This window comes from Limnobacter thiooxidans (genome assembly GCF_036323495.1).
GTDB classification, from domain to species: domain Bacteria; phylum Pseudomonadota; class Gammaproteobacteria; order Burkholderiales; family Burkholderiaceae_B; genus Limnobacter; species Limnobacter thiooxidans.
Genome location: NZ_AP028947.1, coordinates 2,009,667 through 2,035,965, shown reverse-complemented (window position 1 = coordinate 2,035,965; position 26,299 = coordinate 2,009,667). Strand labels below are relative to the sequence as shown.

Sequence of the window (26,299 nt, the reverse complement as noted above, 5' to 3'; positions counted from 1 at the left end):
GGTTCGGAAGGTTAGCGCCACTCGCTGAACCACGGCCCACATTATAAGGCGGCAAGTGCCCGCATAGGAACAGGCTTTCATGGCAAGAACTGCCAAGTACTTTGGTTTGGTGCCGGCAGGCGGTGCAGGGCGCCGTTTTGGTAGCGATTTTCCCAAACAATATGCCCTTTTGGGGGCCACCACTGTGCTCGAGCGCAGTGTTCAAGCCTTGCTGGCCGATCCCCGTCTAGAAAAGGTGTTCGTGGTGCTCGCGCAAGGTGACATGCGCGGTGCAGCCTTGTTTGAAGGCAACTCCAAGGTGACGTGTCTTCCTGTGGCTGGTGAGGAGCGTGCCAATACGGTTTTAAATGCACTGAATCATTTGCTGAACAATTTCATTGTGAATGAAACCGACTGGATCCTGGTGCATGACGCAGCGCGCCCTGGTTTGAACAGTGTGGCTCTTGCGACTTTGATTGATCAAGCCAGTGAACATGTGGCGGGTGGACTTTTGGCCATGCCTGTCGTTGATACCCTGAAGAAAGGAAACGTTGCGGAGGAGGGTGAGGTGGTTGCCCAGCACACAGTGCCGCGCAGCCAGTTGTGGACTGCGCAAACTCCCCAAATGTTTCGCGCCCAAGCCCTGAGCCTTGCAATTTCAGAATGTCTGTTCAAGGGTGTTCAATTGACCGACGACGCCAGCGCGATTGAAACCATGGGGATCGGCCCATTGATCGTACCGGGCCATGTGGAGAACATGAAAATTACCGTGGCTGACGACTTGCGCGTGGTGGCCAAATTGCTGGATTTGAACGGGGAGTGCTCTCAATGAGCGAGTTAAGTCGCCTGCGCGTTGGCCAGGGTTACGACGTGCACCGTTTGGTGGAAGGTCGGAAACTGATTCTGGGTGGTGTGCACATTCCCTCGGAATTGGGCTTGTTGGGCCATTCCGATGCAGATGCCTTGTTGCACGCTATTACGGACGCGATATTGGGCGCCTGTTCCATGGGTGACATTGGCACACATTTCTCGGACACCGACCCGCAGTTTGAAGACGCAGACAGCGGGGTTCTGCTTCAACAAGTGATTGAAAAAGCAACCCTTAAGGGATTCAAGCTGATGAATCTGGATTCGACCCTGATTTGTCAAAGCCCCAAGTTGGCACCGCACATGGCGGTTATGCACCAGAGGGTTGCCCAACTTTGCGGGCTGCCTGTCGATTCAGTGAACATCAAGGCGAAAACCAATGAGAAGTTGGGTTATCTGGGGCGCAAGGAAGCGATTGAGGCCCAGGCAGTTGTCCTGATGCTCAGGGACAAATAATGGCGCCTCAATTCATTCTGTCGATCAGCACCAGTTCAGGTGTGGCCAAGGTGGCTTGCGTCACGAAACCTGTTCTGAATGCACTGGCTCCGCCAATCGCATTCAGTTTTGAGATAGTGGATTACAAAAGTCAGTCTGCCTTGTTGCTGCCCACCATGAGGCAACACTTGAATGCGGCCAATCTTGAACCGGAACAATGTGCGGCAATTGCAGTGGATGTGGGCCCTGGTGGGTTTACCAGCTTGCGTACTGCCTGCGGTGTGGCACAAGGCCTGGCGACTGCGTGGAATGTACCCACGGTGCCCTTGAGCAGTTTTGAGTGCATGCTTTCCAAAATGGATACCGAATCCCCGGTCACGGTGTTGATGGATGCGCGCTTGAATGAGGTTTACATGGCTACCCTTTCTCGCCCTCATCAAGGTACTGTGTGGATCCAACAACCTTGTTTGCTGGGGGTCAGTGAACTGCACACCGTTCGCGAAGGCCATGTGATTGCAGATTCTTTTACTGCCAATTTGCTGGCAGCGCACAATCGGGTTGTGCAGGTAGGTGACGTGTCGGCCGTTCAACTGGCTTTGCTGGCCTGGCAGGAATTGGAAGCAGGGCGTGTCAGCGAACCATTTGATTGTCAGCCCCAATATGTTCGTGACAAAGTGGCACAAACCACTTCTGAAAGAATGGCAGCGAAGCATGGCGTTGTTTAGCATTCGACCCATGACCGAGGCCGATGTGCCAGCAGTCATTCTGGTGGAAAACCAGATCTATGAGTTTCCCTGGTCGGCGAAGAATTTTCTGGACTCCCTGCGTGCGGGATATCACATGAATTGCATGTGGCTGGATGATCAACTGGCTGGCTACATTGTCATGATGCATGTGGTCGATGAGTTTCACTTGCTGAATTTGTCGATACGTCTGGATCTTCAGGGTTTGGGGCACGGCAAGCACTTGCTGCAGTGGGGTATGACCCAGGCCAGGATGATCGGGGCCACGGGCATGTTGCTTGAAGTCCGACCCAGCAACACCACAGCAAAAACGCTGTATGACAAGGAAGGATTCAAGTTGATTGGTGCGCGCAAGAATTATTACCCATCGCACCTTGGGCGCGAGGACGCTTTGGTCATGTTCAAACGATTTGCAGGAGTACAGGAGTGACCAAGTCAAACAGCAAGGCTGAATTGTTCCATGCCATGGGATTGGGGCCGGTTTGGGAACTGAAAAACCTAGCTAACACAAAGGCGGGTGAAGCCGTTGTGCCGCAGGCTGCAAGCAGCGATTTGCCCAGCCTGGATCAATTGCGTTCTACCGTAGCTGCGTGCAGGGCCTGTGGCCTGTGTGAAACCCGAACCCAAACTGTGTTTTCCGATGGTGTACCCTATGCGCCCTTGATGGTGGTGGGTGAAGCGCCCGGTGCGGAAGAAGATGCGTCTGGTCTACCCTTTGTCGGGCGAGCAGGGCAGTTGCTGGACCGTATGCTGACAGCCGTGGGCGCAAACCGAGCCAGCGATGTGTACATTGCGAATGTGTTGAAGTGTCGACCTCCCGGAAACAGAAACCCCGAAGTGGCTGAAATAGAGAAATGTTCCCCTTTTGTTTTCCAGCAGATTGCAGTGAGCCAGCCCAAAGTGTTGTTGCTGGTCGGCCGGTTTGCAATTCAAACCCTGTTGGGAAGTAAAAAATCAGTTGGGGAGTTGCGGGGGCAGTTACATCATGTCACTGTTCAGGGGCGCGACATTCCCGCAGTGGTGACCTATCACCCAGCCTATCTGCTCAGGCGACCCGAAGAAAAGGCCAAAGTGTGGGATGACCTGTTGCTGCTCAAGCAACAGGATTTTACTCAGGGCAGTGCTTGATGGGTTACTGATGTGTCACTGACGCACCAGGCAAAGCGGTCGCGTTATTCAGTGGGGTAGGCCCACAGGCCGGTCTTCGCCAATGCGAGCTTCCACGTTGTACAAGCGCTGATTGCGGCGGTGCCACAGAATAACGAGGGACATGGTGCACATCACGAAGCCGCCGAACATCAGGATCACCGTGTTGACATGCACATCGAAGCTGATCAGCAAGGCATAAATGCTCAACATGGTCAGCACGGAAATGTTCTCGTTGAAATTCTGAATGGCAATTGAACGACCCGCGCTCATTAACACATGGCCTCGGTGTTGCAGCAACGCATTCATTGGCACCACAAAGAAGCCACTCAAAGCTCCGATCAGCGTAATGAGCAGATAAGCCATGCCCTGGTTGTTGACCATCACCATGGTCATGCACACCAGGCCCATCAAAATGCCCATTGGCAAAACCAGCATGGATTTTTTCAACGGAATCATTTTTGCAGCAGCCACTGCACCTGCGGCCACACCGAAAGCACACACACCCTGCAAAATTGCACCCTTGTCCAAAGGCAAGCCCAAAGCAACTTCGGCCCATTTCAGTACGATGAACTGAAGGGTTGCACCAGCACCCCAAAACAGCGTGGTGACCGCCAGTGAAATCTGTCCCAGCTTGTCATTCCAAAGTTGCTTGACGCAGCCGTAAAATTTGCGGGTCATGATCGCCGGGTGGCTCATCTGGGGTTCGTAACGCGCACCCGTGTCTGGAATTTTGAAGTTGAATATGGCGGCAATGAGGTAGCCCGCTGTGATCACGAATATCGCTGCTTCTGCAGGCGTGTCCATGTTTTCGGTCACACCGGGAATGTGGAGTTGCAGCAGGTACTCACTGGTACCCGGCGCAATCAGAACGCCCCCCAGCACAGTACCCAGAATAATGGAGGTAACGGTGAGGCCTTCAATCCAGCCGTTGGCTTCAACAAGCCTGTCATGCGGGAGAAGCTCAGTGAGAATGCCGTACTTTGCTGGCGAGTAAGCCGCTGCACCCAAGCCCACTACTGCGTAGGAGATCAGTGGGTGAATGCCAAAGAACATCATCAAACAACCGATGACCTTGATGAAGTTGGTAATCATCATCACCTTGCCCTTGGGCAAGGTATCGGCAAATCCGCCTACAAACGGCGCAAGCAGCACGTAGGACACCACAAAAAACAGTTTCAACAGGGGTGTCATCCAGTCGGGCGACTGGATCTGAAATAGCAATGCAATGGCCGCAATCAAGAGTGCGTTGTCTGCGAGCGACGAGAAAAACTGCGCCGCCATGATGGTGTAAAAGCCGGGTTTCATTCAACTGTGAATTGTGCAAAGTCCATTAAGTGCGACTTCGCCGTTTCGCTGCTCGTTCAACGGTGTTGTGGCGTTATATCATATCCAGACCGAAAGCGTATTACGCGATCTCCTTTTTACAAAGTTCCAGCCAACCTTTAAATCAGCTCCCATTCCGATGCCGAGACCCATTCGAGCAGTGGTCGATCCCGCTGCAATTTCAGCCAATATCATTAAAATCAAGCAGTTGCTGAAGGGTGTGGCTGTCATGCCTGTGGTGAAGGCAAACGCCTACGGGCATGGGTTGGGGCGGGTTTTCCCCGGTTTTCAAAATGCAGATGCTTTGGCGATTCTGGAGATAGAAGGCGCAGCGATGCTGCGGGCCTCTGGTTGGACAAAGCCGATCGTTTTGCTGGAAGGCTGCTTTGATGACGCCGATTTGAACCGGGCCATTGAATTGCAATGCGACTGGGTCGTTCACAACATCGACCAGTTGCACGACCTTGAAAAGCTGGCAAGCAAACCCCTTGGCTACAAACCCAGGATTTACTTGAAATTGAACACGGGCATGAACCGGCTGGGTTTTCAGCCCACCGATGGGGCAGCCGCCATTGCCTGGCTGGATCAGTTCGCCACAAGAAATGCCTGGTCTTCACCGGTTCTAATGACTCATTTTGCGAATGCAGACGAAGCCGAGCCGCGCGATCGCAGGCCACTGGCCGAAGCGCAGCACCAGCAACTGACACAGTTAAAGCCAGCACACTGGCAAAGCAGCCTGGCAAATTCGGCCGGTATATTGAATTTCCCTGAACTGGCTGGCGACATCGTTCGGCCCGGTATTGCCATTTATGGCGCCTCGCCGGGCCCCCACACAGCCGCCAGCTACGGTTTGAAGCCGGCCATGACCCTGAGCAGCGAGATCATTGCAATTCAGTCAGTGAAAAAAGGCGAACGGGTCGGCTACGGTTCCCGTTGGCAGGCCACTGAAGATGGTCGAATTGGTGTTGTGGCCTGTGGTTATGCAGATGGTTATCCAAGGCATGCGCCGGATGGAACACCCGTGTGGATAGAAGGGCGCATTGCATCGGTGGCTGGCCGGGTTTCCATGGACATGATGACCATTGATCTCAGCAATATTCCAGAAGCGAAAGTGGGCAGCACCGTCGAGTTGTGGGGCGATAATGTTCCAGTTGATTTGGTGGCTGACCACTGTGGCACCATTGGCTATGAACTGTTGTGTGCAATTGCCCCACGCGTGCCGTTTCACACTGTAGTACAGCCCTGATTTATAGAGGAAAAAGCCGTTTTGGCCAAAAGTAAAAGTCAATATCAATGCACCGAGTGTGGTTCCGTATTCCCCAAATGGCAGGGGCAATGTACCGATTGCAACAGCTGGAACACACTGGTTGAATCGGCTGTAACGGCCACTGCACCACCTAAGCCCAGCCGGTTTGCTGCACTTGCCGCGCAAAGCAACACCGTCATCAAGCTTGCTGATATTCAGGCTCAGGACCACCCGCGATTCAGTAGCGGTGTGCCGGAGTTTGATCGCGTGTTGGGTGGGGGCATGGTACCCGGCATGGTGGTGTTGCTGGGTGGCGATCCTGGTATTGGTAAATCAACCTTGCTGCTGCAGTCCATGGTCACCTTGGCCAAAACCACCTCGGCCCTGTATGTCAGCGGTGAAGAGTCTGCAGGTCAAATTGCATTGCGCGCGCAACGATTGGGTCTGGAGCACGCCAACCTCAGTGTGTTAACGGAAATACAACTGGAGCAGATCGTTGCTCAGCTTGAAATACTGAAACCCCAGGTCCTGGTGATCGATTCGATCCAGACCCTTTACACCAGTGAATTAAGCGCAGCCCCAGGTTCCGTCAGTCAGGTTCGCGAGTGTGCAAGCCAGTTGACCCGCCTGGCCAAAGCCTTGGGAATCACCACCATTCTGGTCGGCCATGTCACCAAAGAAGGTACTTTGGCTGGCCCCCGTGTTCTCGAACACATTGTGGACACCGTCTTGTATTTTGAGGGCGACTCGCAGTCGTCTTTCCGCCTGGTTCGAGCATTCAAGAACCGTTTTGGCGCCGTAAATGAACTGGGTGTCTTTGCCATGACAGACCGGGGTTTGAAAGGGGTCAACAATCCGTCCGCCTTGTTTTTGTCTCAACAGGCTGAATGGGTTGCGGGCTCCTGTGTCATGTGTACGCAGGAAGGGGCACGACCTTTGTTGGTCGAAATTCAGGCCCTGGTCGACGCGTCCCATTCGCCTGCACCCCGGCGTTTGTCAGTGGGGCTTGAACAAAACCGCCTGGCCATGTTGCTGGCCGTGATGCATCGGCATGCGGGTTTGCAGTTCTTTGACCAGGACATTTTCATCAATGCGGTGGGCGGGGTTCGAATTTCGGAACCTGCGGCTGACTTGGCGATTGTGTTGGCCATGGTGTCCTCCCTGCGGAACAAGCGTTTGCCCAAAGAGCTGGTGGTTTTTGGTGAAATTGGCTTGTCAGGTGAGTTGCGTCCTGCACCCCGCGGGCAGGAACGTTTGAGGGAAGCGGCCAAGTTGGGTTTTACCCATGCCATCGTTCCGGCCAGCAATGCACCCAAGCAGCCCATCGACGGCATTGAAGTCATCGGTGTGGATCGGGTTGAGAAAGCGCTTGCCGCACTGAGAGACAAGCTGGATTGTTTTTGAATCATTTTTGACTTGGCATTTGTTTGCATCGACAATTGCGCGGATTACTAAAAATTCACTCCTTAAAGCGACTCATGTCAAAAAGCCGTCTGTTATTGCCCATCGTCGGGCTCTCGTTTGTGTCGCTCTTGATGTCGGCATGCTCGCGCCCGGAAATTGATACCAGCGAAGTGATTCGGCCTGTTCGGGTTGTAGAGCTGCAATCCAGCGGCAACACCTCCGAAGAAAGTTTTCCTGGGCAGATTGAGCCACGGTTGCAAGCGAGTCTGAGTTTTCAGGTGGGCGGAAAATTGATCAACAGACTGGTGGATGTGGGCGACCGTGTCAAAAAAGACCAGGTACTTGCAAAACTCGACCCCCAGGATTTGAGCCTTGCCCTGCAAGCGGCTCAAGCCCTGTTTGACGCGGCAAACATGGAATATGTTCAGCTGAAGACCGACCTGGAGCGCGCCAAAACGTTGAAGCAGAAAAACTTCATCAGCCAGGCTGAGCTTGATAGAAAACAACTGGCCCAAGATGCTGCAGCCAGCCGCTTGACACAGGCGCGTGCACAACTGGGCTCACAGTCCAATCAAAAGCAGTATGGCGACCTGCGTGCCCCCAATGATGGCGTGGTGTCCAAGGTATACGCCGAGGCCGGACAGGTGTTGGCCGCAGGTCAGCCTGTGGTGCAGTGGGCCAACGAGAATGAGGTACAGGTCAGCATGGCAGTACCTGAAAGACGCGTAGCGGACATTCAGGTGGGGCAGGGCGCGCAAGTTCAGTTGTGGTCAGGTGCGGAAGTGCTGTCTGCCCGCGTGCGTGAAGTGTCTCCGTTGGCCGACCCCGTGACACGAACTTTCGCAGTGTTGCTTGATGTGTCAGATCCCAAAAAGGTGTCCCGGTTTGGCATGAGCGCCACCGTTGTTTTCCGGAAAGCAGCCGAAGCCAATGTTTTCAAACTACCGATTTCATCCTTGGTGGCCGAGCATTCCGGTGCCTTCGTCTGGGTTTTTGACGAAGCAAAGGGTATTGTTTCCAAACGTATTGTCAAACCCTACGACGTGTCAGAAAGTAGTTTTCTGGTCAAGGATGGGTTGAACAACGGGGAGTTGATAGTAACAGCGGGCACCCACGTGCTCAACGAAGGACAGAAAGTGCGCCGTTTCGTTGAAACAGGCGATTTGTCGCAATGAAAAAAATCAATCTTTCTCGTTGGGCGCTTGAGAACCAGCCTTTGGTTCGCTACCTGTTGGCTGTGTTCATTTTTGCTGGCGTTGCTGCATTTTTCTCGCTGGGACAAGAGGAAGATCCCCCCTTCGTGTTTCGTGGCATGGTTGTTCGCGCCTACTGGCCGGGCGCTACCGCCATGCAAATGGGGCAGCAGGTTGCCGATCCTATCGAGAAGGTGATTCAGGAAATCCCTTACGCCTATAAAATCCGCTCCTATTCCAAGCCGGGCGAAACCGTCATCTTTCTGCAGGTCGACGACACGGCTCCGCCCCAGCAGGTCTCTGACATTTGGTACACCACGCGCAAGCGAATCGGCGACATGGCCTACACCTTGCCAAGGGGTGTGGCGGGTCCGTTTTTCAATGACGAGTTTGGTGACACGTTTGGTGTACTGCTGGCATTTTCTGCGGACGGATTCAAATACGCAGAGTTGAAAGACTTTGTACTTCAAGTGCGTCAGGAAATGCTGAAAGTGCCTGATGTCGCCAAGGTGCAGTTGTTCGGCGTGCAGCCTGAAAAAGTTTTTATCGACGTGTCGCACACCAGAATCGCCAAACTGGGAATTTCAGCGCAAGAAGTATTCAATCAGATCAACAGCCAAAATGCAGTTGCATCCCAAGGTGTATTAAGTCTGGAAAACCAGAAAGTCTGGTCGAGGGTACAGGGTCAGTTCGAGTCGATCGAAGACATTGCCAACACCCCGATTAGGGCCGGCAACAACACCCTCTTGCTCAAGGACATCGCCAGTGTGTACCGGGGCTACCAAGACCCCCCCATTTCGAAAATGCGCTTCAATGGAAAAGAGGTCATTGGGCTGGGCATTTCCATGGTGAATGGTGGCGATATCATTCGCTTGGGTGAAGAAATTGCAAAGGTTGAGCGCCGCATTCTGTCCGAGTTGCCGGTGGGTATTGAATTGCAGCGCGTGGCAGATCAGCCCGAGTCGGTCCGCACATCGGTCAGTGAGTTCGTCAAGGTGTTGATCGAAGCCATCGTTATCGTGCTGGTGGTCAGTTTTCTCAGCCTGGGTTTGCACAGCAAGCCGTTTCGCGTGGACACGCGTCCGGGCCTGGTGGTTGCGCTGACCATTCCGCTTGTCTTGGCGCTGACGTTTTTGGCCATGTCATTTTTCAACATCAACCTGCACAAGATTTCGCTGGGCGCGCTGATCATTGCCTTGGGGCTCTTGGTGGATGACGCAATCATCGCAGTTGAAATGATGGTTCGCAAGCTGGAAGAGGGCTATTCTCGTTTTGATGCTGCCATATTCGCCTACGACTCAACAGCCATTCCCATGCTGACAGGCACGCTGATTACGGCCGCCGGCTTTTTGCCGATTGCGCTGGCCCAGTCGGCCGCAGGCGAATACACCTACTCCATTTTCGCAGTCACTGCGCTGGCCTTGATTTTGTCCTGGTTCGTGGCTGTTATCTTCGTGCCTTACATTGGTTATTGGCTGTTGAAAAAGCCCAAGGATGGCGAGGGCCATGCCGAGGTGTTTGACACACCGTTTTACCAGCGTTTTCGCCAGTGGATTGAAGTGTGTGTCAATCACCGCTGGATCACCATCACTGTCACTGTGATCGCCTTCCTGGGCGGGGGTTATTCCTTCAAGTTCATTGAGCAGCAGTTTTTCCCGGACTCAAACCGGCTGGAAATCATGGTGAATCTCTGGTTGCCTGAAGGCACCGCATTTGAGGAAACCGAGCGGCAAGCAATCGAGCTGGAAAAGTGGTTGGGCCAGCAGCCCGAGGTGTCCGGGTATGCCAGCTTTGTGGGTGATGGTGCGCCACGTTTTTACCTGTCTCTGGATCAAAAGTTTGTTCAAAGCAACCTGGCCGAACTGATCGTGATTCCGAAAACATTCGAGGATCGCGAAGCACTGCGCATCAAGCTCAAAAACCACCTTGAAACCAGCTTCCCAGATATTCGTCCGCGAATTACCCTGTTGCCCAACGGCCCGCCAGTGACCTATCCGGTTCAATTTGTGGTGCAGGGGCCTGATCCCCGCGTAGTACGCGTGGTGGCCGACAAAGTGAAGCAGGCGGTGGCTGCCAGCGAATACACCAGGGGCACTCACGACAACTGGAACGAAAACATCAAGGTCATGAAAGTGGCCGTGGACCAGGCCCGGGCACGCGCCTTGGGGGTCAGCAGCCAAAGCATTGCGGAATCTTCGCAGGTGATACTTTCCGGCGCCACCATTGGGCAGTATCGGGAAAACAACCGATTGATCGACATCGTGTTCCGCAACCCTGAAAGCGAACGGGACACCTTGGCCAAATTGATGAACGCGAATGTACCCACGGCCAGCGGAGCCTACGTGCCTTTGTCACAGGTGGGGCGGGTTGACATGGGGTTCGAGCCCGGCGTCATCTGGCGTGAGGGTGGAGAATTTGCCATCACCGTGAAAGCGGATGTGGTGTCGGGTATTCAAGGTACCACCGTGGCGCTGGCCATGGACAGGGCGCTTGACCCGCTTCGTGAAGGTTTGCCCTTGGGGGTCAGCGTGCACCTGGACGGCTTGGCCGCCGATTCCGGCAAAGCGCAGGAATCGATCATGGCCAACGTGCCCTTGATGCTGTTCATCGTGTTGACCTTGCTGATGTTGCAGCTGAAAAGCTTCGGTCGAACCTTGCTGGTTTACTTCACAGGCCCGTTGGGAATTATTGGTGCCGCGCTGGCCTTGATCATCACCGCGCGTCCGTTTGGTTTCGTGGCACAGCTTGGTGTGATTGCCCTGTTTGGCATGATCATCCGAAATTCTGTGATTCTGGTGGACCAGATTGAGCAGGACCGCGCCGCGGGTGTAGACCCGTTTGAAGCCATCATCGGGTCTACCATTCGCCGTTCTAGACCCATTTTGCTGACCGCTGCTGCTGCTGTGCTGGCCATGATTCCGCTTATGCGCTCGCAGTTCTGGGGTCCCATGGCGGTTGCCATCATGGGCGGCCTGATTGTGGCCACCCTGTTGACCCTGTTTTTCCTGCCCGCCTTGTATGCAGCGGCTTACAAGATCAGAAAACCCGGCTAATCACCATCTCAGCACCTGCGTGGTCCACGCAGTGCTGAATTTCTTGAACGGCGTGATGATTTTCTGCTCGGTCAGAAGTTTGTAGCCACTGGTCCGGTGCTGCTCAAGTTCCGCAACACGCATTCTGAACAAAGCCCTCAAGGGCCTTGCAAACAACCTTTGATCCAGCGGTACTTTATTCCAGGCATTGTTGGCTTGGCTTACCAATTCGTCTGTGACCTGTGTGAACAACGCTGTAGTGGCGTCATCGTGCTCGCGTCGTTTGATCTGCTCCGCGGTCACGCCGTGTTGGCTCAACACCTCGACAGGCATGGGTTGAAACCCCTGATCCAGGTATTTGGCCAGCCTGAGAACCTGGCACAGGCGGGTCGCTTCACACCAGAATGTCAACAGCCCGTTACAGTCTGTGTCCTGGTCACTGAAGCGAACCTGGATCAGTTTCACCCAGGGCTCCATTTCACTGCGCACGTCTTTGTGCCAGTCTGCCATGCTGTTGTAGCGCTTAGGTTCACAGGCACTGGCTACCTTGTTGATTAACTCTGCCCAATGTTCCCCGGGTACTTTGGCGATCACAGGCTTGGAAATTGCACTGACCACCGGGTGCGGGTTGGTGTTGGTGGCTGCACCTGCAAGTGCGTTGCGCCACCAGCCCAGCTTCACTTGAGTCAATCCGGCTTCCAGTTGCTTCAGGCAAGCCTGGCGGAGTTCGTGATTCAATGTAAAGCAACCTAACCAGTAGGCTTTGAATTCATCGACCTGAAACAGGGTTGCGTAGTGCAGGGAAGAGGTTTCACCACACACTTTCTCGCGGCAGTAAGCCAGCGGGTTTTCCAGAGAGACTGCCATGACACCTTCTAAAATTGGTTTGTGCGTACAATAAATGACATTGTAAGGGCTTGGAAGCCGATTTCAGGCTATAATTCGCGCCTGCCTGCGGATGTGGCGAAATTGGTAGACGCACCAGATTTAGGTTCTGGCGTAGCAATACGTGAAGGTTCGAGTCCTTTCATCCGCACCACCCTTCTTTTGCCCGGCAATATCCATTGTGGGGCTGTCCAGTTTTAACAATCCCCCGCCAAAGCAGCTTCATACTTGTGTAAGATATCGGCAATCGTAGAACCTTTATTCCATTCAACTGGACAGCGGTCTCTCACCCATTAACCTTTCTTTGGCCTATCGCGCCAAGGCAACCAGTTCAAGAGTTACAAATGACTGATACCACGACTTCAAGCGCCACACCTGCCAGCTCACTCGAGAAAACCATCTCCTTGAAGCTGTCAGTTGAGAAAATCAATGCTGAAGTAGAAAAGCGCCTGAAAAAGGTTGCTCGCACCGCTCGCATGCCAGGTTTCCGCCCAGGCAAAGTACCCATGAAAATGGTCGTACAGAACTACGGCCCCCAGGTTCATTCCGAGGTGCTGAATGACGAGATTGGTCGCACTTTCAGCGAAGAAGTCCAGAAGCAGGATCTGCGTGTGGCAGGTCAGCCACGCATTGAAGCCGCCAAAGACGCCGCGGATGACGCATTCGAATTCAATGCAATTTTCGAAGTGTTCCCTGAAGTGAAGTTTGGTGACTTTGCGACACTGGAAATCGAGAAGACAGTGGTGGAAGTGTCTGACACTGAAGTGGACAAAACCATCGAAATTCTTCGCAAGCAGCGTGCAAGCTTTGCTGAAGTGGACCGCGGTTCAGAAGAAGAAGACAAAGTCACACTTGATTTCGTTGGAAAAATCGATGATGTGCCCTTCGATGGCGGTACCGCTGAAGACTTCTCATTCGTAATCGGCAAGGGCCAAATGCTGCCAGAATTCGAAGCAGCAGCCAAAAGCTTGAAAACCGGCGAACAGAAAACTTTTGATCTGGCTTTCCCGGCTGATTACCACGGCAAGGACGTGGCTGGCAAAACAGCTCAGTTCACCATCACCATCAAAAAAGTTGAAGGCCCACAGTTGCCCGAACTGAACGAAGCATTTGCCGTGGCCATGGGCATTGCCGATGGTTCCCTGGACAAACTGCGTGATGACGTGCGCGTGAACCTGAGCCGCGAAGTCAGCAACCGCACCAAGGCGCAAACCAAGGAAGCCGTGATGAACGCGCTCCTGAAAGTTGCTGAATTTGACGTGCCCAAAGCACTGATCCAGACAGAAACAACTGAATTGGCTTCACGTGCCCGCCAGGACCTGAAAGCTCGTGGCATGCAGAACGTTGAAGAAATCCAGCTGCCGGAAGACATTTTCACAGCACAAGCCGAGCGCCGTGTTCGTTTGGGCCTGATCGTGTCTGACTTGGTAAAAGACAACAACTTGCAGGCCAAGCCTGAGCAAGTGCGTGCTTTTATTGAAGAACAGGCACAAAGTTACGAGAACCCTGCCGAAGTGATGCAGTGGTATTTCCAGGACCGCGCCCGTTTGGCGGATGTGGAAGCGGTTATTCTGGAAGACAATGTGGTTGAATTTGCATTGGGCAAATCCAAGGTAACAGAAAAGAAATTGTCGTTTGACGAACTGATGGGAAATAAATAAATGATGTGGAACCCTCGCTCTATGGCTAACAACATGAACAATTCAGGTGCGCTGGATACCCAAGGCAATATGTACGTGCCCATGGTGATTGAACAAAGTGGTCGGGGCGAGCGGGCCTATGACATTTACTCACGCTTGCTCAAAGAGCGCGTTATCTTTCTGGTTGGTCCGATTAATGACCAGATGGCCAACGTGATCGTGGCGCAGATGCTTTTCCTGGAAAGTGAGAATCCTGACAAGGACATCGCACTGTACATCAACAGTCCTGGTGGCTCGGTGTCGGCAGGTATGGCCATTTATGACACCATGCAGTTCATCAAGCCTGATGTGTCTACATTGTGCACAGGTCTGGCTGCCAGCATGGGCGCGTTCCTGCTGTCTTCTGGCACCAAGGGCAAGCGCTTTTCCTTGCCCAACAGCCGCATCATGATTCACCAGCCGCTGGGTGGTGTTCAGGGTCAGGCCTCTGACATCGAGATTCATGCCCGTGAAATTTTGTACCTTCGCGAAAAGCTGAATGGCATCCTTGCGGAAAACACTGGCAAGACAGTGGAAGAAGTGGCCCGCGACACAGATCGAGACAACTTCATGGGCGCAGACGCTGCAAAAGCCTATGGTTTGATCGATGATGTGTTGAAGCACCGTGTAGCACCCGCAGACAAGAAGTAAGCTAACTTGCACTGCTTGATTGCCCCCCCAAGGGGCTTTCCAGAGGAAAAATGATGTCAGAAAAGAAAGGCTCCAGCGAAAAGCTGCTTTATTGCTCCTTTTGCGGCAAAAGCCAGCATGAGGTGAAAAAATTGATCGCAGGGCCCTCTGTGTTCATCTGCGATGAATGCATTGAGTTGTGCAACGACATTATTCGTGACGAGGCCGCAGAGGCCACTGCCACTGGCGGTGGTGACAAACTGCCAACCCCCCAGGAAATTCGTGCCATTCTTGACCAATATGTGATTGGACAAGACAAAGCCAAGCGCGTGCTGGCTGTAGCGGTTTACAACCACTACAAGCGCCTTCGCCACATGAGCAAGAAGGACGACATTGAACTGACAAAAAGTAACATTTTGCTGGTGGGCCCAACAGGCTCAGGCAAAACATTGCTGGCGCAAACCCTGGCCCGTTTGTTGAACGTGCCGTTTGTGATCGCCGATGCAACCACACTGACTGAAGCAGGTTATGTGGGTGAGGACGTTGAAAACATCATTCAGAAACTGCTGCAAAACTGCAACTATGAAGTTGAAAAGGCGCAGCGCGGTATTGTTTACATCGACGAAATCGACAAGATTTCCCGCAAGTCAGACAACCCGTCCATCACGCGTGACGTGTCGGGCGAGGGTGTTCAGCAAGCCTTGCTGAAGTTGATCGAAGGTACGGTGGCCTCCGTGCCCCCGCAGGGTGGCCGCAAGCACCCCAATCAGGATTTCGTGCAAATTGACACCACCAATGTGTTGTTCATTGTGGGTGGCGCATTTGAAGGCCTGGACAAGATCATTCGCAATCGTTCCGAGCGCTCAGGCATCGGCTTTGGTGCAATGGTGAAAAGCAAGCAGGAAGAAAACGTGGGCACTTTGCTGGCCGACGTTGAACCGGAAGATTTGATCAAGTTCGGTATTATTCCTGAGCTGGTCGGCCGTTTGCCTGTCATTGCCACACTGGAAGAACTGGATGAGCCAGCGTTGATCGAAATTTTGACCAAGCCTAAAAATGCCATGGTCAAACAATTCGAAAAACTGCTGGAGATGGACGGTGCAGAATTGGAAGTTCGCCCATCCGCGCTCAGTGCCATTGCCAAAAAAGCAATTCAGCGCAAAACAGGCGCGCGGGGTCTGCGAACCATTCTTGAACAGGCTTTGCTGGGCATCATGTATGACCTTCCAGGCGACACCAATGTCAAGAAAGTGGTCATTGATGAAAACGCAGTCACCGGTGCAGGCCAGCCCTTGTTGATTTACGAAGACCAACCCAAAGTGGTGGGCAGTAAAGACAAGGCGTAACGAATAAAGCCACACTAAAACAGATTGCAAAATGATTAAAAAGGCCCAACTCTGCAGTTGGGCCTTTTCTTTTCAGTGGTATTGTTTATTTGTCGTGAAATAAAGCTTGAATAAGCGCGTTTTAACCCCACAGTAGGGTCATGCATTTAATAGGTGATTTATATGTCAGCAACTAACGTGCTTCCGGAACAACCCATCGAATTGTCATTGCTTCCACTGCGAGATGTAGTCGTGTTCCCGCACATGGTCATTCCTCTTTTCGTGGGCCGTCCCAAATCCATCAAGGCGCTTGAAATCGCGATGGAAACAGGCAAAAGTATTCTCTTGGTTGCCCAAAAGTCAGCGACCAAAGACGAACCCAGCGACAAGGACATCTACAACATTGGCTGCGTAGCCAATGTGCTTCAAATGCTGAAACTGCCCGACGGCACCGTCAAGGTGTTGGTTGAAGGCGTTCAGCGCGCCCGTTTGACACAGGTAACCGACGAGGGTACGCACTTTGCGGCCACCGCCTTGCCCCTGTTGCCAGACCCTTCACAAAGCCCCGAAACCGAGGCAATGAAGCGTGCCGTGATGGCGCAGTTCGATTCCTATGTGAAACTGAATAAAAAAATTCCACCAGAAATTTTGACGTCGCTGGCCAGCATCGAGGACATTGGTCGACTGGCCGATACCATCGTGTCGCATTTGCCTTTGAAATTGGAGCAGAAGCAGTCCATTCTGGAAACCTTCAGTATTGCCCAGCGTCTTGAGGCCTTGTTGTCCCAGCTGGAAACCGAGATTGACATTCTCCAGGTGGAAAAGCGCATCCGTGGTCGTGTGAAGCGCCAAATGGAAAAAAGCCAGCGCGAATATTACTTGAACGAGCAGGTCAAAGCCATTCAGAAAGAATTGGGTGAGGGCGAAGACGGCGCAGACATGGAAGAGCTTGAAAAGCGAATTCGTGCCGCCAAAATGCCCAAGGAAGCTTTGAAAAAAGCTGAGGCCGAACTGAAAAAGCTGAAGCTGATGTCGCCCATGTCGGCAGAAGCCACGGTGATCCGCAACTACATCGATGTGTTGGTCAGCTTGCCGTGGAAGAAGAAAACAAAAATCAACAATGATTTGGCCAATGCTGAAAAGGTGTTGGACGAAGACCATTTCGGTCTTGAAAAAGTCAAGGAACGCATTGTTGAATACCTCGCAGTGCAACAGCGCGTGGACAAACTGAAGGCACCGATTCTTTGCCTGGTTGGCCCCCCCGGCGTGGGTAAAACCTCATTGGGTCAGTCCGTGGCCAAGGCGACCAACCGCAAGTTTGTACGCATGGCACTGGGCGGTGTACGTGACGAAGCTGAAATTCGTGGTCACCGCAAAACCTACATCGGTTCCATGCCAGGCAAGGTGTTGAGTAGCATCACCAAGGTGGCTGTGCGCAATCCGCTGTTCTTGCTTGATGAAATCGACAAGATGGGTCAAGACTTCCGCGGTGACCCTGCGTCGGCCTTGCTCGAGGTATTGGATCCGGAACAAAACAGCACATTCGTGGATCATTACGTTGAAGTGGAATACGACTTGAGTGATGTCATGTTCGTGGCCACAGCGAACTCGTTGAACATTCCCCACGCCTTGTTGGATCGAATGGAAGTGATTCGCCTGAGTGGTTACACCGAAGATGAAAAAGTCAGCATCACACAAAAGTATCTGCTGCCCAAACAGCTCAAGAACAATGGCGTGAAAGATGAGGAATTGTCCGTTTCTGAAGCTGCCATTCGCGACGTGATCCGTTTCTACACGCGTGAAGCGGGTGTGCGTGGCCTTGAACGTGAAATGTCCAAAATCTGCCGCAAGGTAGTGCGTCAAATGGTGCTGGGCAAGAACGAAAAGAAAGTGTTGGTTACGCCAAAGAACCTGGATAAATTCCTCGGTGTTCGTCGTTTCAACTTCGGCATGGCCGAGAAAGAAAATCAGGTTGGCCAGGTTACCGGCTTGGCGTGGACCGAGGTGGGTGGCGAGTTGTTGACTATTGAAACTGTGTCCATGCCAGGTAAGGGCAATGTGATTCGTACCGGTTCTTTGGGTGACGTGATGAAAGAGTCAGTTGAAGCTGCCCGTTCGGTGGTGCGTGCCCGTGCCAACCGCTTGGGTATTCGCAATGACGCCTTCGAGAAACGTGACATTCACGTGCACGTTCCGGAAGGTGCCACGCCGAAGGATGGTCCTTCCGCTGGCATTGCAATGACAACGGCACTGGTTTCAACCTTGACCAACATTCCGGTTAAATCGGAAGTGGCCATGACGGGCGAAATTACGCTGCGCGGAGAAGTACTGGGTATTGGTGGTTTGAAAGAGAAACTGCTGGCTGCCCACCGTGGTGGAATCAAGACTGTGTTGATCCCTGAGGAAAACGTCAAGGACCTGGCGGAGATCCCAGCTAACGTCAAAAATAGCCTGGAGATTATTCCGGTGAAATGGATTGACCAGGTCTTGCAACATGCTCTTGAATCACTGCCCGAGGCGATTACGGAACCACCAGAAGTGATTGCAGCCAAAACTGATGACGCATCTGCAAATCCAAGCGTAAAGCACTGATATTTATAATTAATCCCTGAAAAGTCCCTGCATGAAAATGCAGGGACTTTTTTTACGTCTTGTGAATAGTATTTACTGGCTTGATTAATAAGGACATTCCACCCGCAAAATGTGTTGACAGCCTGCTTTCAGGCATGTCTAAATTAAGGACAGGAAGCAACGTGGTGCCTTTGTTTAAGGCACTTTTTATTTGTCACCTTGAGGGGGCCTTTTACATGAATAAAACCGAACTGATCGATCAAATTGCTGATTCTGCAGAAATTTCCAAAGCGGCTGCTGGTCGTGCTTTGGATGCCATGATTGCTGCAGTTAAAACAACCTTGAAAAAAGGTGGTTCAGTGACTTTGGTTGGTTTTGGAACGTTTGCTGTTGGCAAGCGTGCTGCGCGTAGCGGCCGCAACCCACGCACAGGTGCAACCATCAAAATCAAGGCCGCCAAAGTGCCTAAATTCCGCCCTGGCAAAGCCTTGAAAGAAGCTGTGAATTAAATTTAAAATTTTTTTGAAAAAAGGTATTGCAGGCTGAGCGAATTTGTATATAATTGCGATCTTGGCTGATTCGCAACACGACAGTCACTAAGAAAAAAGAGCAAAGCTTCACAGCAAACACTCTTCTGAAATAGTGAATATCGGGTGCTTAGCTCAGTTGGTAGAGCGGAGCCCTTACAAGGCTTAGGTCGGGAGTTCGAGCCTCTCAGCACCCACCAACATTGCGAAACAGCAACCAACTTTGGAGTGGTAGTTCAGTTGGTTAGAATACCGGCCTGTCACGCCGGGGGTCGCGGGTTCGAGCCCCGTCCACTCCGCCAGCAGTAAGAAAAGCCCTTGAGACCTAAAAATCTCAAGGGCTTTTTTCTTGTCTGTACACTGTGCATTCCCAGTGAAGGAGCACGTTCTTGAGTTCACCCCGCAAAGTCGATTTGATCATTGTTGGCGCAGGCCAGTCCGGATTGGCCACGGCCTATTTTCTGAAACGCCTTGGCATTGAAACTTTGCTGCTGGATGGTCAGGAATCTTCAGGTGGCGCCTGGCTCAAGGCTTGGGATTCCCTGAAGCTGTTTTCACCCGCACAATGGAGTTCTCTGCCCGGTTGGGGGCTGACATCCAACAACATTTACCCTACGAAGTCCGAGCTGATTGCCTATCTTCAGGCGTATGAAGCCCGATATGACTTTGAAATCATTCGTCCGGCCAGGGTCATTTCTGTTGAACAGCGCGATGGCTTGTTCGAAGTGCAAACCTGCGACAGGCAAGTGTTTCAGTGCCGGGCCCTGGTGAGTGCGACGGGAACGTGGGGCAATCCGTTCATTCCTCAGTATGCAAATTCGGCGCTTTATGAGGGTCAACAGATTCATTCTGCGTATTACCGGACTCCCGCTGCTTTTACTGGAAAAAAGGTATTGATCGTGGGTGGAGGCAATTCCGCTGCACAAATTCTGGCTGAAATTTCATATGTGGCTCAAACCACTTGGGTGACGCTAACTCCACCTACTTTTCTACCAGACGATGTCGATGGGCGGGTGTTGTTTGAACGCGCTACTTTGCGCTGGAAAGCCCAGTCAGAGGGGAGGGCAGTGACTGACCTGCCAGGTGGTTTTGGTGACGTTGTCATGATTGATTCTGTCAAAGACGCACGCGTGCGAGGTGTGTTGCAGGCACGTGAAGCTTTTGTGGAATTCTCAAAGCGTGGGGTGGTTTGGCAGGACGGGCAGGAACAGCTGTTTGACGCCGTGGTGTGGTGTACTGGTTTTCAGGCTGATTCGGCTCATGTAAACAGATTGAATATTCGCGATGAGGAAGGTCACATCGATACCACGGGTACCCGCAGCAACCGTATACCTGGTCTGTGGTTTGTGGGTTATGGCGACTGGTGTGGCTTTGCGTCGGCTACTTTAATAGGCGTGCAGCGCCATGCCAAATCCACCGCTTTGGAAATTGCGGGCTATCTTGCGCATTGAACTTGTACGCGTGGCGGTTGGTGGCCGCTGGCGCAAACTGCCGGGTGCGCAGTCAGGAATGGGCCTGCTTCGGGTATAGTATCCGCTTGTCGTTTAACGTCTAGCCACCACAAAAAACATGTTTGAATTCATCCGAAACAATCAGAAAATTATGCAGTTCGTACTGCTGTTGTTTATTGCGCCCGCGTTTGCCCTGTTTGGGCTTGAGGGATACAACACAGTCAGCGCGGATGCCAATGCTCTGGCCATTGTGGGCGATTATCCGATCAGTCAGGAAGAGTTCGATGAAGTAAAGCGCCAGCGAATTGAAGAAGCGCGCGCGCAGTCGGGGGACAACTTTGATCCGAAAGTGTTTGAGTCGCCTGAAATCAATCGGCAGTTGCTCGATACCCTGGTGCTGCAGTACTTGTTGCAACAGTCTGTTCAGAAGCAGTATTTGACTGCCTCTGACAAAGCTTTGGCCGAAGACATTTCACGTACTCCCTTGTTTCAGGTGGATGGCAAATTTGATCTGGAAACCTACAAGCGAGAGCTTGCAGCCCGTGGTTTGACGCCCACACAGCATGAAGCCAATGTGCGGTTTGGACTTGCGCGCAATCAAGTGCTTGATCCGGTTTTGCGCGCCTCTTTTTTCCCTGGAACACTTAAAGCCCAGCTGGACGATGTTCAATTGGCGGGCCGTGTGGTTCGTGTAAAGAATATTGATCTTGCTGCTTATGCAGCCAACGTCAAGATTACAGAAGAGCAAATTTCCGCTTTTTATGAAACAAACAAAGCTCAGTTCATGGCGGCTCAAAAAGCTGATGTTGAATACGTTGTGCTTTCTCCTGATTCCATCAAGGCAAAGATTGAGCTGACTGATGCGGACATTGCTGCCTACTACGAGCAAAACAAGGCTCGCTTCTCTACGCCTGAAGAACGACGTGCCCGTCACATTCTGATGGATGCGGAGAAAGAAGGATCTACAACTGAAGAATTGAAAGCCAGGGCTGAAAAGGTACTTGCGGAGTTGAAAGCCAACCCTGGCAAATTTGCTGAATTGGCCAAGCAGAACTCAATTGATCCTGGCTCGGCAGTACAGGGTGGCGACTTGGGCTTCTTCGCCAAAGGGGCAATGGTTCCTGAATTCGAACAGGCGGTTTTTTCCCAGAAGAAGGGCGAGTTGAGCGGCCTGGTCAAAAGCCAGTTTGGATATCACATTGTTGAGGTCACTGACATACGTGGTGGCGAAGTGCAGGCGCTGGATTCCGTGAAAGCGATAATTTCCGATGAGATCAAGAGTCAGAAAATGACTGCTCAATATGCGGACGCGCAGGGTCGTTTTACCGAGCTGGTATACGAGGGTGGACAGTCGTTTGACAACGCAGTCAAGGCATTGGGTCTGCAGGTTCAAACTTTCAACGCGCTGACGCCCGGTTTGCCCAACCTGCCAGACGCATTGAAAGACAGTAAGGTTCAAGCAGAGATTTTCTCTACTGAATCCATTCAGAACAAGAACAACACCAAAGCCCTTCAGGTGGGTGAGGCAATGGTTTCAGCACGCATCGTGAATTACACGGCAGCGACTGCGCGTCCGATTGCTGAGGTTCGTAATTCGATCGTGGCTCGATTGACTCAAGACGAAGCAACCAAGGCAGCATTGAAAGATGCAGAAGCACTGGCTGCAAAACTCGATACCGAAAAGCCCGTCTCTGGCGCTGAAGTATTGGCTGGATTTTCTGATTCAAAAACCGTGTCTGCCTTGGGTGCAGCAGGTTTGCCTGGGTTGGTGGCTCAATCTGTGCTGAACACCGGTGTGTCCGAATTGCCCAAGGCGAAGGTGGTTGGATTGGGAGCCAATGGTTATGCTGTAGCTTGGGTGGAAAGCAGTGCACCGTCTGCTGAGATCAAGGCCAAGGCTGACCCTCAGGTTGTGCAGTATTACGAAAACATTGCAGGGCAGGTGTATCAGGAAGCCCTGTTGCTTGCAGCGCGTGATTCCATGAAGAAGCGGGTTGAAGTGGAAATCAAGAAGACATTCTGACGTTCGTTGCGCAGCGATTGTACGGTGTTCGTTGCTGCTCATCAGTGCTTTCGTAGCGCAGCGATTGTGCGGTGTTCGTTGCCACTCATCAGTGCTTTCGTAGCGCAGGCCTTTGGGTCGGAGTTCTTTGCCGCTCATCTCGCCTTGGACAAGGCTTTTTTTCCCGTCTTGATGATTCTGGCTTGGGGAATGCGAAACGCGAGCGCGTCTTCGCATAGATTGCTAGCGCAATCGCCCCGCGCTGCGAATCAGCCGGGAAGCCTTGCCCTGAATCGGCAAGATGATGCAGCAAACGAACACCTCACAGGCTGCGAACTTGCGCTGGTTAACAGCTGGTGACAATGGACACATCTCAGGCTGTAACTAACACCGGTAAAAGGCTTGTGACAACGAACACCCCCGGGTTGCGATCACGCATAAGTCCGCGGTCGGTGCTCACCAACGGTTGCAAGTCGCATGTCACTCACCACAAGTCGCAGGCGCTGCCTTTCAAGTTTGCAAAGGCAGCATTGCCCTCGCACCGCCATTCAAGAAAGCCTGCCCGTTTTGAATTCACACGCAACGTTCGGCGATCAGCCGACACCGTGTTCGGCCATCTTTTTTGCCGAATCACGTTGAGTCAGTGTGAATTTCAAAAAGGGAAATACAGGCTTTCTGGCGGAAGTAGGGCATGCGCCTGAGTAAACCAAGAACGGCATGCGCCTGAATAAACAGAGAACCGCCTGCGCTTTACTTCAATGTCGCTGCAATAGTCGGCCACAAGTTTTCAAGAATCTTGGGTTGCGCGCCAGCATTCGGATGAATTCCGTCGGCTTGAAAGGATGCTGGATCAAGCGCAAATCCTTCCAGCATGAATGGCACCAAGGGTACTTTCTGCTTGCGTGCAATTTCCGTGAAAGTATCGCCGAATCGGCGTGCATACGCAGGCCCGTAATTGGATGGAATTTGCATACCAATCAACACGGCTTGCGTTTCGCTTCGACGTGCAGAAACAAGCATATTGGTCAGGTTGTCTTTCATCGTGTCCAGAGACAAGCCGCGCAACCCGTCATTCGCCCCCAATTCAAGAATCATGTGCGTGGGCTGGTGCTGTTTCAGCAAGGCACCCAGCCGTGTTTTGCCACCTGCCGTGGTTTCTCCGGATACTGAGGCATTCACCACTTTGCAGTGTGGGAACTTTTCGGCCAAACGGGTCTCCATCAATGCAACCCAGCCCTGTTCCTTGGCCAAACCGTAAGCGGCTGAAAGGCTGTCGCCCATCACCAGTATTTTGCAGTCCTTGGCGGTGCCAGCTGCAAAGCTGGATACACTGGATGACATTCCCACTGCGAACAGGCCAAGCACCAAGGCAGATTTAATTTTTTTTGATGTACAGGCAATAGTTCTGGAAACAGTAAAGGCAATCATGAGTCGTGCAATCCTCGAAGTCGAAGGTTTAAATCAATTGGTTCAAGATGGCGAAAGCAGTCTATCCATTCTTGAGAACATTTCGTTCACTATAAATCAAGGCGAAGCCGTCGCAATCGTGGGTGCTTCCGGTTCTGGAAAATCCACCTTGCTGGGCATGCTCGCTGGGTTGGACATTCCATCGGGCGGCGTAGTTCGTTTTTTGGGTCACGACTTGACACAACTTAACGAAGACAAGCGGGCAACGATTCGCGCCGAGCATGTCGGTTTCGTATTTCAGTCTTTTCAGTTGCTTGATCACTTGAGTGCACTGGAAAACGTGATGCTGGCAACCGAGCTTACAGCCATGCCGAATCGCGAGAAAGCCTGCCGGGACATGCTGGAACGTGTCGGGTTGGGCGACAGGTTGAATCACACACCGAAAACCCTTTCAGGGGGTGAGCAGCAGCGGGTTGCCCTGGCGCGTGCGTTTGTACGCAAGCCCAGTGTGGTGTTTGCCGATGAACCCACAGGCAGCCTGGATTTCGCAACCGGGCAACGCATTATTGATTTGATGTTTGCGCTGCAAAAGGAGCAGGGGACCACCCTAGTCCTGGTTACACACGATGAAAAGCTGGCCGCCCGGTGCTCAAGGCAATTGACTGTGGTGGCGGGCAAGCTGGTTCAAGAGGCTGTTTAAGCTGTTTTTCATTCTTACTGCAATTTCACTGGCGTGTGAAATCAACAGCCCATGTTGTTCCCCATGGGTTGGCTCTACAGCCAGGCCATGCAGATAAACCCCAAAGGCAGCCGCATCAAATTCATTCAAGCCCTGGCCCAACAGGGCTGCGATGGCGCCGGCCAGTACATCGCCGCTGCCTGCGGTGCCTAAAGCGGGTCCGCCGGTGATGTTGATTTCTATGCTTTTGCCATTGCAGATCAGGCTGCCCGGGCCTTTCAGTACCACGGTGCAGTTGAAACGTTCTGAGATAGCCTGTGCTGCAGCATGCCTGTCAGCCTGAACCATCTCGGTTGTGCTCTGAAGCAGGCGGGCGGCTTCAAGCGGGTGGGGGGTCAGCACCAGCGCTCTTGTGGGGTGTTTGCTTCGGTAATGTTTAAACCGTGCACGCAAACTGGCGTTGTTGGCGAGCAAATTCAGTGCGTCGGCGTCCCAAACCATGTGCAGGCCTTTGTCGTGTTCCAGCACGGCCAGCAGCATTTGAAGGGCTTCCTCGCTTTGGCCCAGGCCCGGGCCAATTGTGGCGATGTCAGCGAATTCCAGGTTGCTTTCCAAGCCTTTGTTCATGATCTCGGGAAATACAAGATCGAGAAACAGGGTTTGCCCTTGCTGTTGAACATCAGGCAAATGCGCGTCAGTCTCGCCCAGCAAACTTAGGGCGACACGGCCGCAACCCAGTTGCAGTGCGGTTCTCGCACTCAACACACATGCGCCGACCATGCCCTGTTGACCGCCCAGAACTGCAATACTTCCGAAGCTGCCTTTGTGGTGTTCATGACCGCGCAGGGGTAGTCGTTGCAATTGGTCTACTCTGGATAAAGCGAGTATTGATTTCCCGAAAACAGGCTTATTGCTTGTTTGCTCAAGTGTCTCCGTGAGCGGCCCGGTGAGCAGTTCATCCAGCAGCTCACCACAATTCAGGTCGTCAATCCACAAGTCGCCAGTCAGTGTTTTGCCCTGGCCGGTCAGTAAACCGTGTTTGCAAGCCAAGTAGCTGAATGTGGTGTGGGCATAAATGGCTTCACCGGGGGCATCGCCGGTGTCGCAGTTCACCCCGCTGGGGCAATCCAGCGCAATTACCCTAACCTGCTTGTGTCGCGTTTGGCTGTTGATCTGCTTCACGCGGTCGTTGACATGCCGAATCAACGACTTGATGAGCCCTTCGGGGGCACGATTGCAGGCGATGCCCAGCAAGCCATCCACCACCAGTGTATTTGTGTTGATGTCGGGCAACTGTGCACTGTCTTGAATTTCGACAGGTTGAACACCATGGGCCAACGCCCACAGCACAGCCTGCATGCGGTCTTTGCTGCCGGTTTTTTCTTCTGTGACCTGGTAGAGCGCCACTTCAAGCCCTTGCCGTTTCAATTCACCGGCAACAATGCAGGCGTCGCCGCCATTGTTGCCAGGGCCTGCCAGTACCACGCAGCGCAGGTTGTGCGGTTCACTGTGTGCAATTTGATCCGCGATTTTCAGCGCTGTCCGCAGGCCTGCTGCCTGCATCAAGAGAAAGGAATCGGTCTGCGCAAAGGCGGCGTGTTCAAGCGAACGAACCTGCTGCACCGACAGCACGGGCAGGGTGTCGTGCCCCGGCTGTTGCCAGTTTGCGTGGGTGAGGTTGTCGGGGTTCAAGGCAGGTTGCAAGCGGGTCGATGGGAGCATCTAATTTCCATGGAAATTCAAGGTGGTTTATCAAGGCTTTGGGTCCGCCA

At 52.7% G+C, this 26,299-nt stretch carries 21 protein-coding genes and 3 tRNA genes; 20 read left to right on the top strand and 4 right to left on the bottom strand.

The window, feature by feature from the left end:
* Nucleotides 1-79 precede the first annotated feature (79 nt).
* From ispD to RGQ30_RS09320, 5 genes are read left to right on the top strand one after another with little or no spacing between them, the layout of a single operon-like run.
* Entirely contained in the window at nt 80-811 is a 732-nt protein-coding gene (gene ispD / locus RGQ30_RS09340) for a 2-C-methyl-D-erythritol 4-phosphate cytidylyltransferase (protein WP_130556174.1), read from the top strand.
* Complete coding sequence (gene ispF / locus RGQ30_RS09335) at nt 808-1,302, top strand: 2-C-methyl-D-erythritol 2,4-cyclodiphosphate synthase (protein WP_130556175.1); 495 nt, start codon at nt 808-810, stop codon at nt 1,300-1,302. The genes ispD and ispF overlap by 4 nt, the downstream gene beginning before the upstream one ends.
* Nucleotides 1,302-2,006 (top strand): tRNA (adenosine(37)-N6)-threonylcarbamoyltransferase complex dimerization subunit type 1 TsaB, encoded by a 705-nt coding sequence (gene tsaB / locus RGQ30_RS09330; RefSeq protein WP_130556176.1) that lies wholly within the window; start codon nt 1,302-1,304, stop codon nt 2,004-2,006. The genes ispF and tsaB overlap by 1 nt, the downstream gene beginning before the upstream one ends.
* Entirely contained in the window at nt 1,993-2,454 is a 462-nt protein-coding gene (gene rimI, locus RGQ30_RS09325) for a ribosomal protein S18-alanine N-acetyltransferase (RefSeq protein WP_130556177.1), read from the top strand. The genes tsaB and rimI overlap by 14 nt, the downstream gene beginning before the upstream one ends.
* Nucleotides 2,451-3,152 carry a uracil-DNA glycosylase gene (locus RGQ30_RS09320; RefSeq protein ID WP_130556178.1) on the top strand — a complete coding sequence of 234 codons (702 nt, stop codon included), beginning with the start codon at nt 2,451-2,453 and terminating at the stop codon, nt 3,150-3,152. The genes rimI and RGQ30_RS09320 overlap by 4 nt, the downstream gene beginning before the upstream one ends.
* A 48-nt stretch (nt 3,153-3,200) precedes the next feature.
* Here the strand turns inward: RGQ30_RS09320 and lplT are convergent, their stop codons facing one another.
* Nucleotides 3,201-4,478, bottom strand: a complete 1,278-nt coding sequence (lplT, locus tag RGQ30_RS09315; protein ID WP_130556179.1) for a lysophospholipid transporter LplT — start codon at nt 4,476-4,478, stop codon at nt 3,201-3,203.
* A gap of 157 nt (nt 4,479-4,635) precedes the next feature.
* On the opposite strand from lplT, the gene alr reads away from it, so the two are divergent.
* The 4 genes from alr (at nt 4,636) to RGQ30_RS09295 (ending at nt 11,392) form a co-directional block, all read left to right on the top strand.
* Nucleotides 4,636-5,742, top strand: coding sequence for an alanine racemase (gene alr / locus RGQ30_RS09310; protein WP_130556180.1), 1,107 nt, complete (start codon nt 4,636-4,638; stop codon nt 5,740-5,742).
* A 21-nt stretch (nt 5,743-5,763) separates the two neighbouring features.
* Nucleotides 5,764-7,146 (top strand): DNA repair protein RadA, encoded by a 1,383-nt coding sequence (gene radA, locus RGQ30_RS09305; protein ID WP_130556181.1) that lies wholly within the window; start codon nt 5,764-5,766, stop codon nt 7,144-7,146.
* 74 nt (nt 7,147-7,220) lie between these two features.
* Nucleotides 7,221-8,321 carry an efflux RND transporter periplasmic adaptor subunit gene (locus RGQ30_RS09300; protein WP_130556182.1) on the top strand — a complete coding sequence of 367 codons (1,101 nt, stop codon included), beginning with the start codon at nt 7,221-7,223 and terminating at the stop codon, nt 8,319-8,321.
* Nucleotides 8,318-11,392: an efflux RND transporter permease subunit gene (locus RGQ30_RS09295; RefSeq protein ID WP_130556183.1), complete on the top strand. Its 3,075-nt coding sequence runs from the start codon at nt 8,318-8,320 to the stop codon at nt 11,390-11,392. Before RGQ30_RS09300 ends, RGQ30_RS09295 begins: the two co-directional genes overlap by 4 nt.
* Here the strand turns inward: RGQ30_RS09295 and RGQ30_RS09290 are convergent, their stop codons facing one another.
* Nucleotides 11,393-12,238 (bottom strand): squalene/phytoene synthase family protein, encoded by an 846-nt coding sequence (locus RGQ30_RS09290; RefSeq protein ID WP_130556184.1) that lies wholly within the window; start codon nt 12,236-12,238, stop codon nt 11,393-11,395.
* An 87-nt stretch (nt 12,239-12,325) separates the two neighbouring features.
* Here RGQ30_RS09290 and RGQ30_RS09285 point away from each other — a divergent pair.
* The 10 genes from RGQ30_RS09285 (at nt 12,326) to RGQ30_RS09240 (ending at nt 22,462) form a co-directional block, all read left to right on the top strand.
* Nucleotides 12,326-12,410 (top strand) — tRNA-Leu (locus RGQ30_RS09285).
* Between the two features lie 190 nt (nt 12,411-12,600).
* A complete protein-coding gene (gene tig, locus RGQ30_RS09280) occupies nt 12,601-13,917 on the top strand; it encodes a trigger factor (protein WP_130556185.1) in 1,317 nt (438 codons plus the stop codon).
* A 33-nt stretch (nt 13,918-13,950) separates the two neighbouring features.
* The gene (gene clpP, locus RGQ30_RS09275; protein ID WP_130556186.1) at nt 13,951-14,586 is read left to right on the top strand and encodes an ATP-dependent Clp endopeptidase proteolytic subunit ClpP; all 636 of its coding nucleotides are present in this window, start codon (nt 13,951-13,953) and stop codon (nt 14,584-14,586) included.
* 53 nt (nt 14,587-14,639) lie between these two features.
* Entirely contained in the window at nt 14,640-15,911 is a 1,272-nt protein-coding gene (gene clpX, locus RGQ30_RS09270; RefSeq protein ID WP_130556187.1) for an ATP-dependent Clp protease ATP-binding subunit ClpX, read from the top strand.
* A gap of 162 nt (nt 15,912-16,073) precedes the next feature.
* Nucleotides 16,074-18,482: an endopeptidase La gene (lon, locus tag RGQ30_RS09265; protein WP_130556188.1), complete on the top strand. Its 2,409-nt coding sequence runs from the start codon at nt 16,074-16,076 to the stop codon at nt 18,480-18,482.
* A 215-nt stretch (nt 18,483-18,697) separates the two neighbouring features.
* A complete protein-coding gene (locus RGQ30_RS09260; protein ID WP_130556189.1) occupies nt 18,698-18,970 on the top strand; it encodes an HU family DNA-binding protein in 273 nt (90 codons plus the stop codon).
* Nucleotides 18,971-19,112: 142 nt separating this feature from the next.
* Nucleotides 19,113-19,188: transfer RNA gene (locus RGQ30_RS09255), tRNA-Val, on the top strand.
* A 25-nt stretch (nt 19,189-19,213) separates the two neighbouring features.
* Nucleotides 19,214-19,290: transfer RNA gene (locus tag RGQ30_RS09250), tRNA-Asp, on the top strand.
* Nucleotides 19,291-19,377: 87 nt separating this feature from the next.
* Nucleotides 19,378-20,439, top strand: coding sequence for an ArsO family NAD(P)H-dependent flavin-containing monooxygenase (locus RGQ30_RS09245; RefSeq protein WP_130556190.1), 1,062 nt, complete (start codon nt 19,378-19,380; stop codon nt 20,437-20,439).
* A 118-nt stretch (nt 20,440-20,557) separates the two neighbouring features.
* A complete protein-coding gene (locus RGQ30_RS09240; RefSeq protein ID WP_130556191.1) occupies nt 20,558-22,462 on the top strand; it encodes a SurA N-terminal domain-containing protein in 1,905 nt (634 codons plus the stop codon).
* 729 nt (nt 22,463-23,191) lie between these two features.
* Here the strand turns inward: RGQ30_RS09240 and RGQ30_RS09235 are convergent.
* Nucleotides 23,192-23,782, bottom strand: a complete 591-nt coding sequence (locus tag RGQ30_RS09235) for an arylesterase (protein WP_298217079.1) — start codon at nt 23,780-23,782, stop codon at nt 23,192-23,194.
* 85 nt (nt 23,783-23,867) lie between these two features.
* Between RGQ30_RS09235 and RGQ30_RS09230 the strand changes: the two genes are divergently transcribed.
* The gene (locus tag RGQ30_RS09230) at nt 23,868-24,548 is read left to right on the top strand and encodes an ABC transporter ATP-binding protein (RefSeq protein WP_130556193.1); all 681 of its coding nucleotides are present in this window, start codon (nt 23,868-23,870) and stop codon (nt 24,546-24,548) included.
* Here RGQ30_RS09230 and RGQ30_RS09225 read toward each other — a convergent pair.
* Nucleotides 24,498-26,249, bottom strand: coding sequence for an NAD(P)H-hydrate dehydratase (locus tag RGQ30_RS09225; protein WP_130556194.1), 1,752 nt, complete (start codon nt 26,247-26,249; stop codon nt 24,498-24,500). The two genes, RGQ30_RS09230 and RGQ30_RS09225, sit on opposite strands and share 51 nt — an antisense overlap.
* Nucleotides 26,250-26,299: the final 50 nt, after the last annotated feature.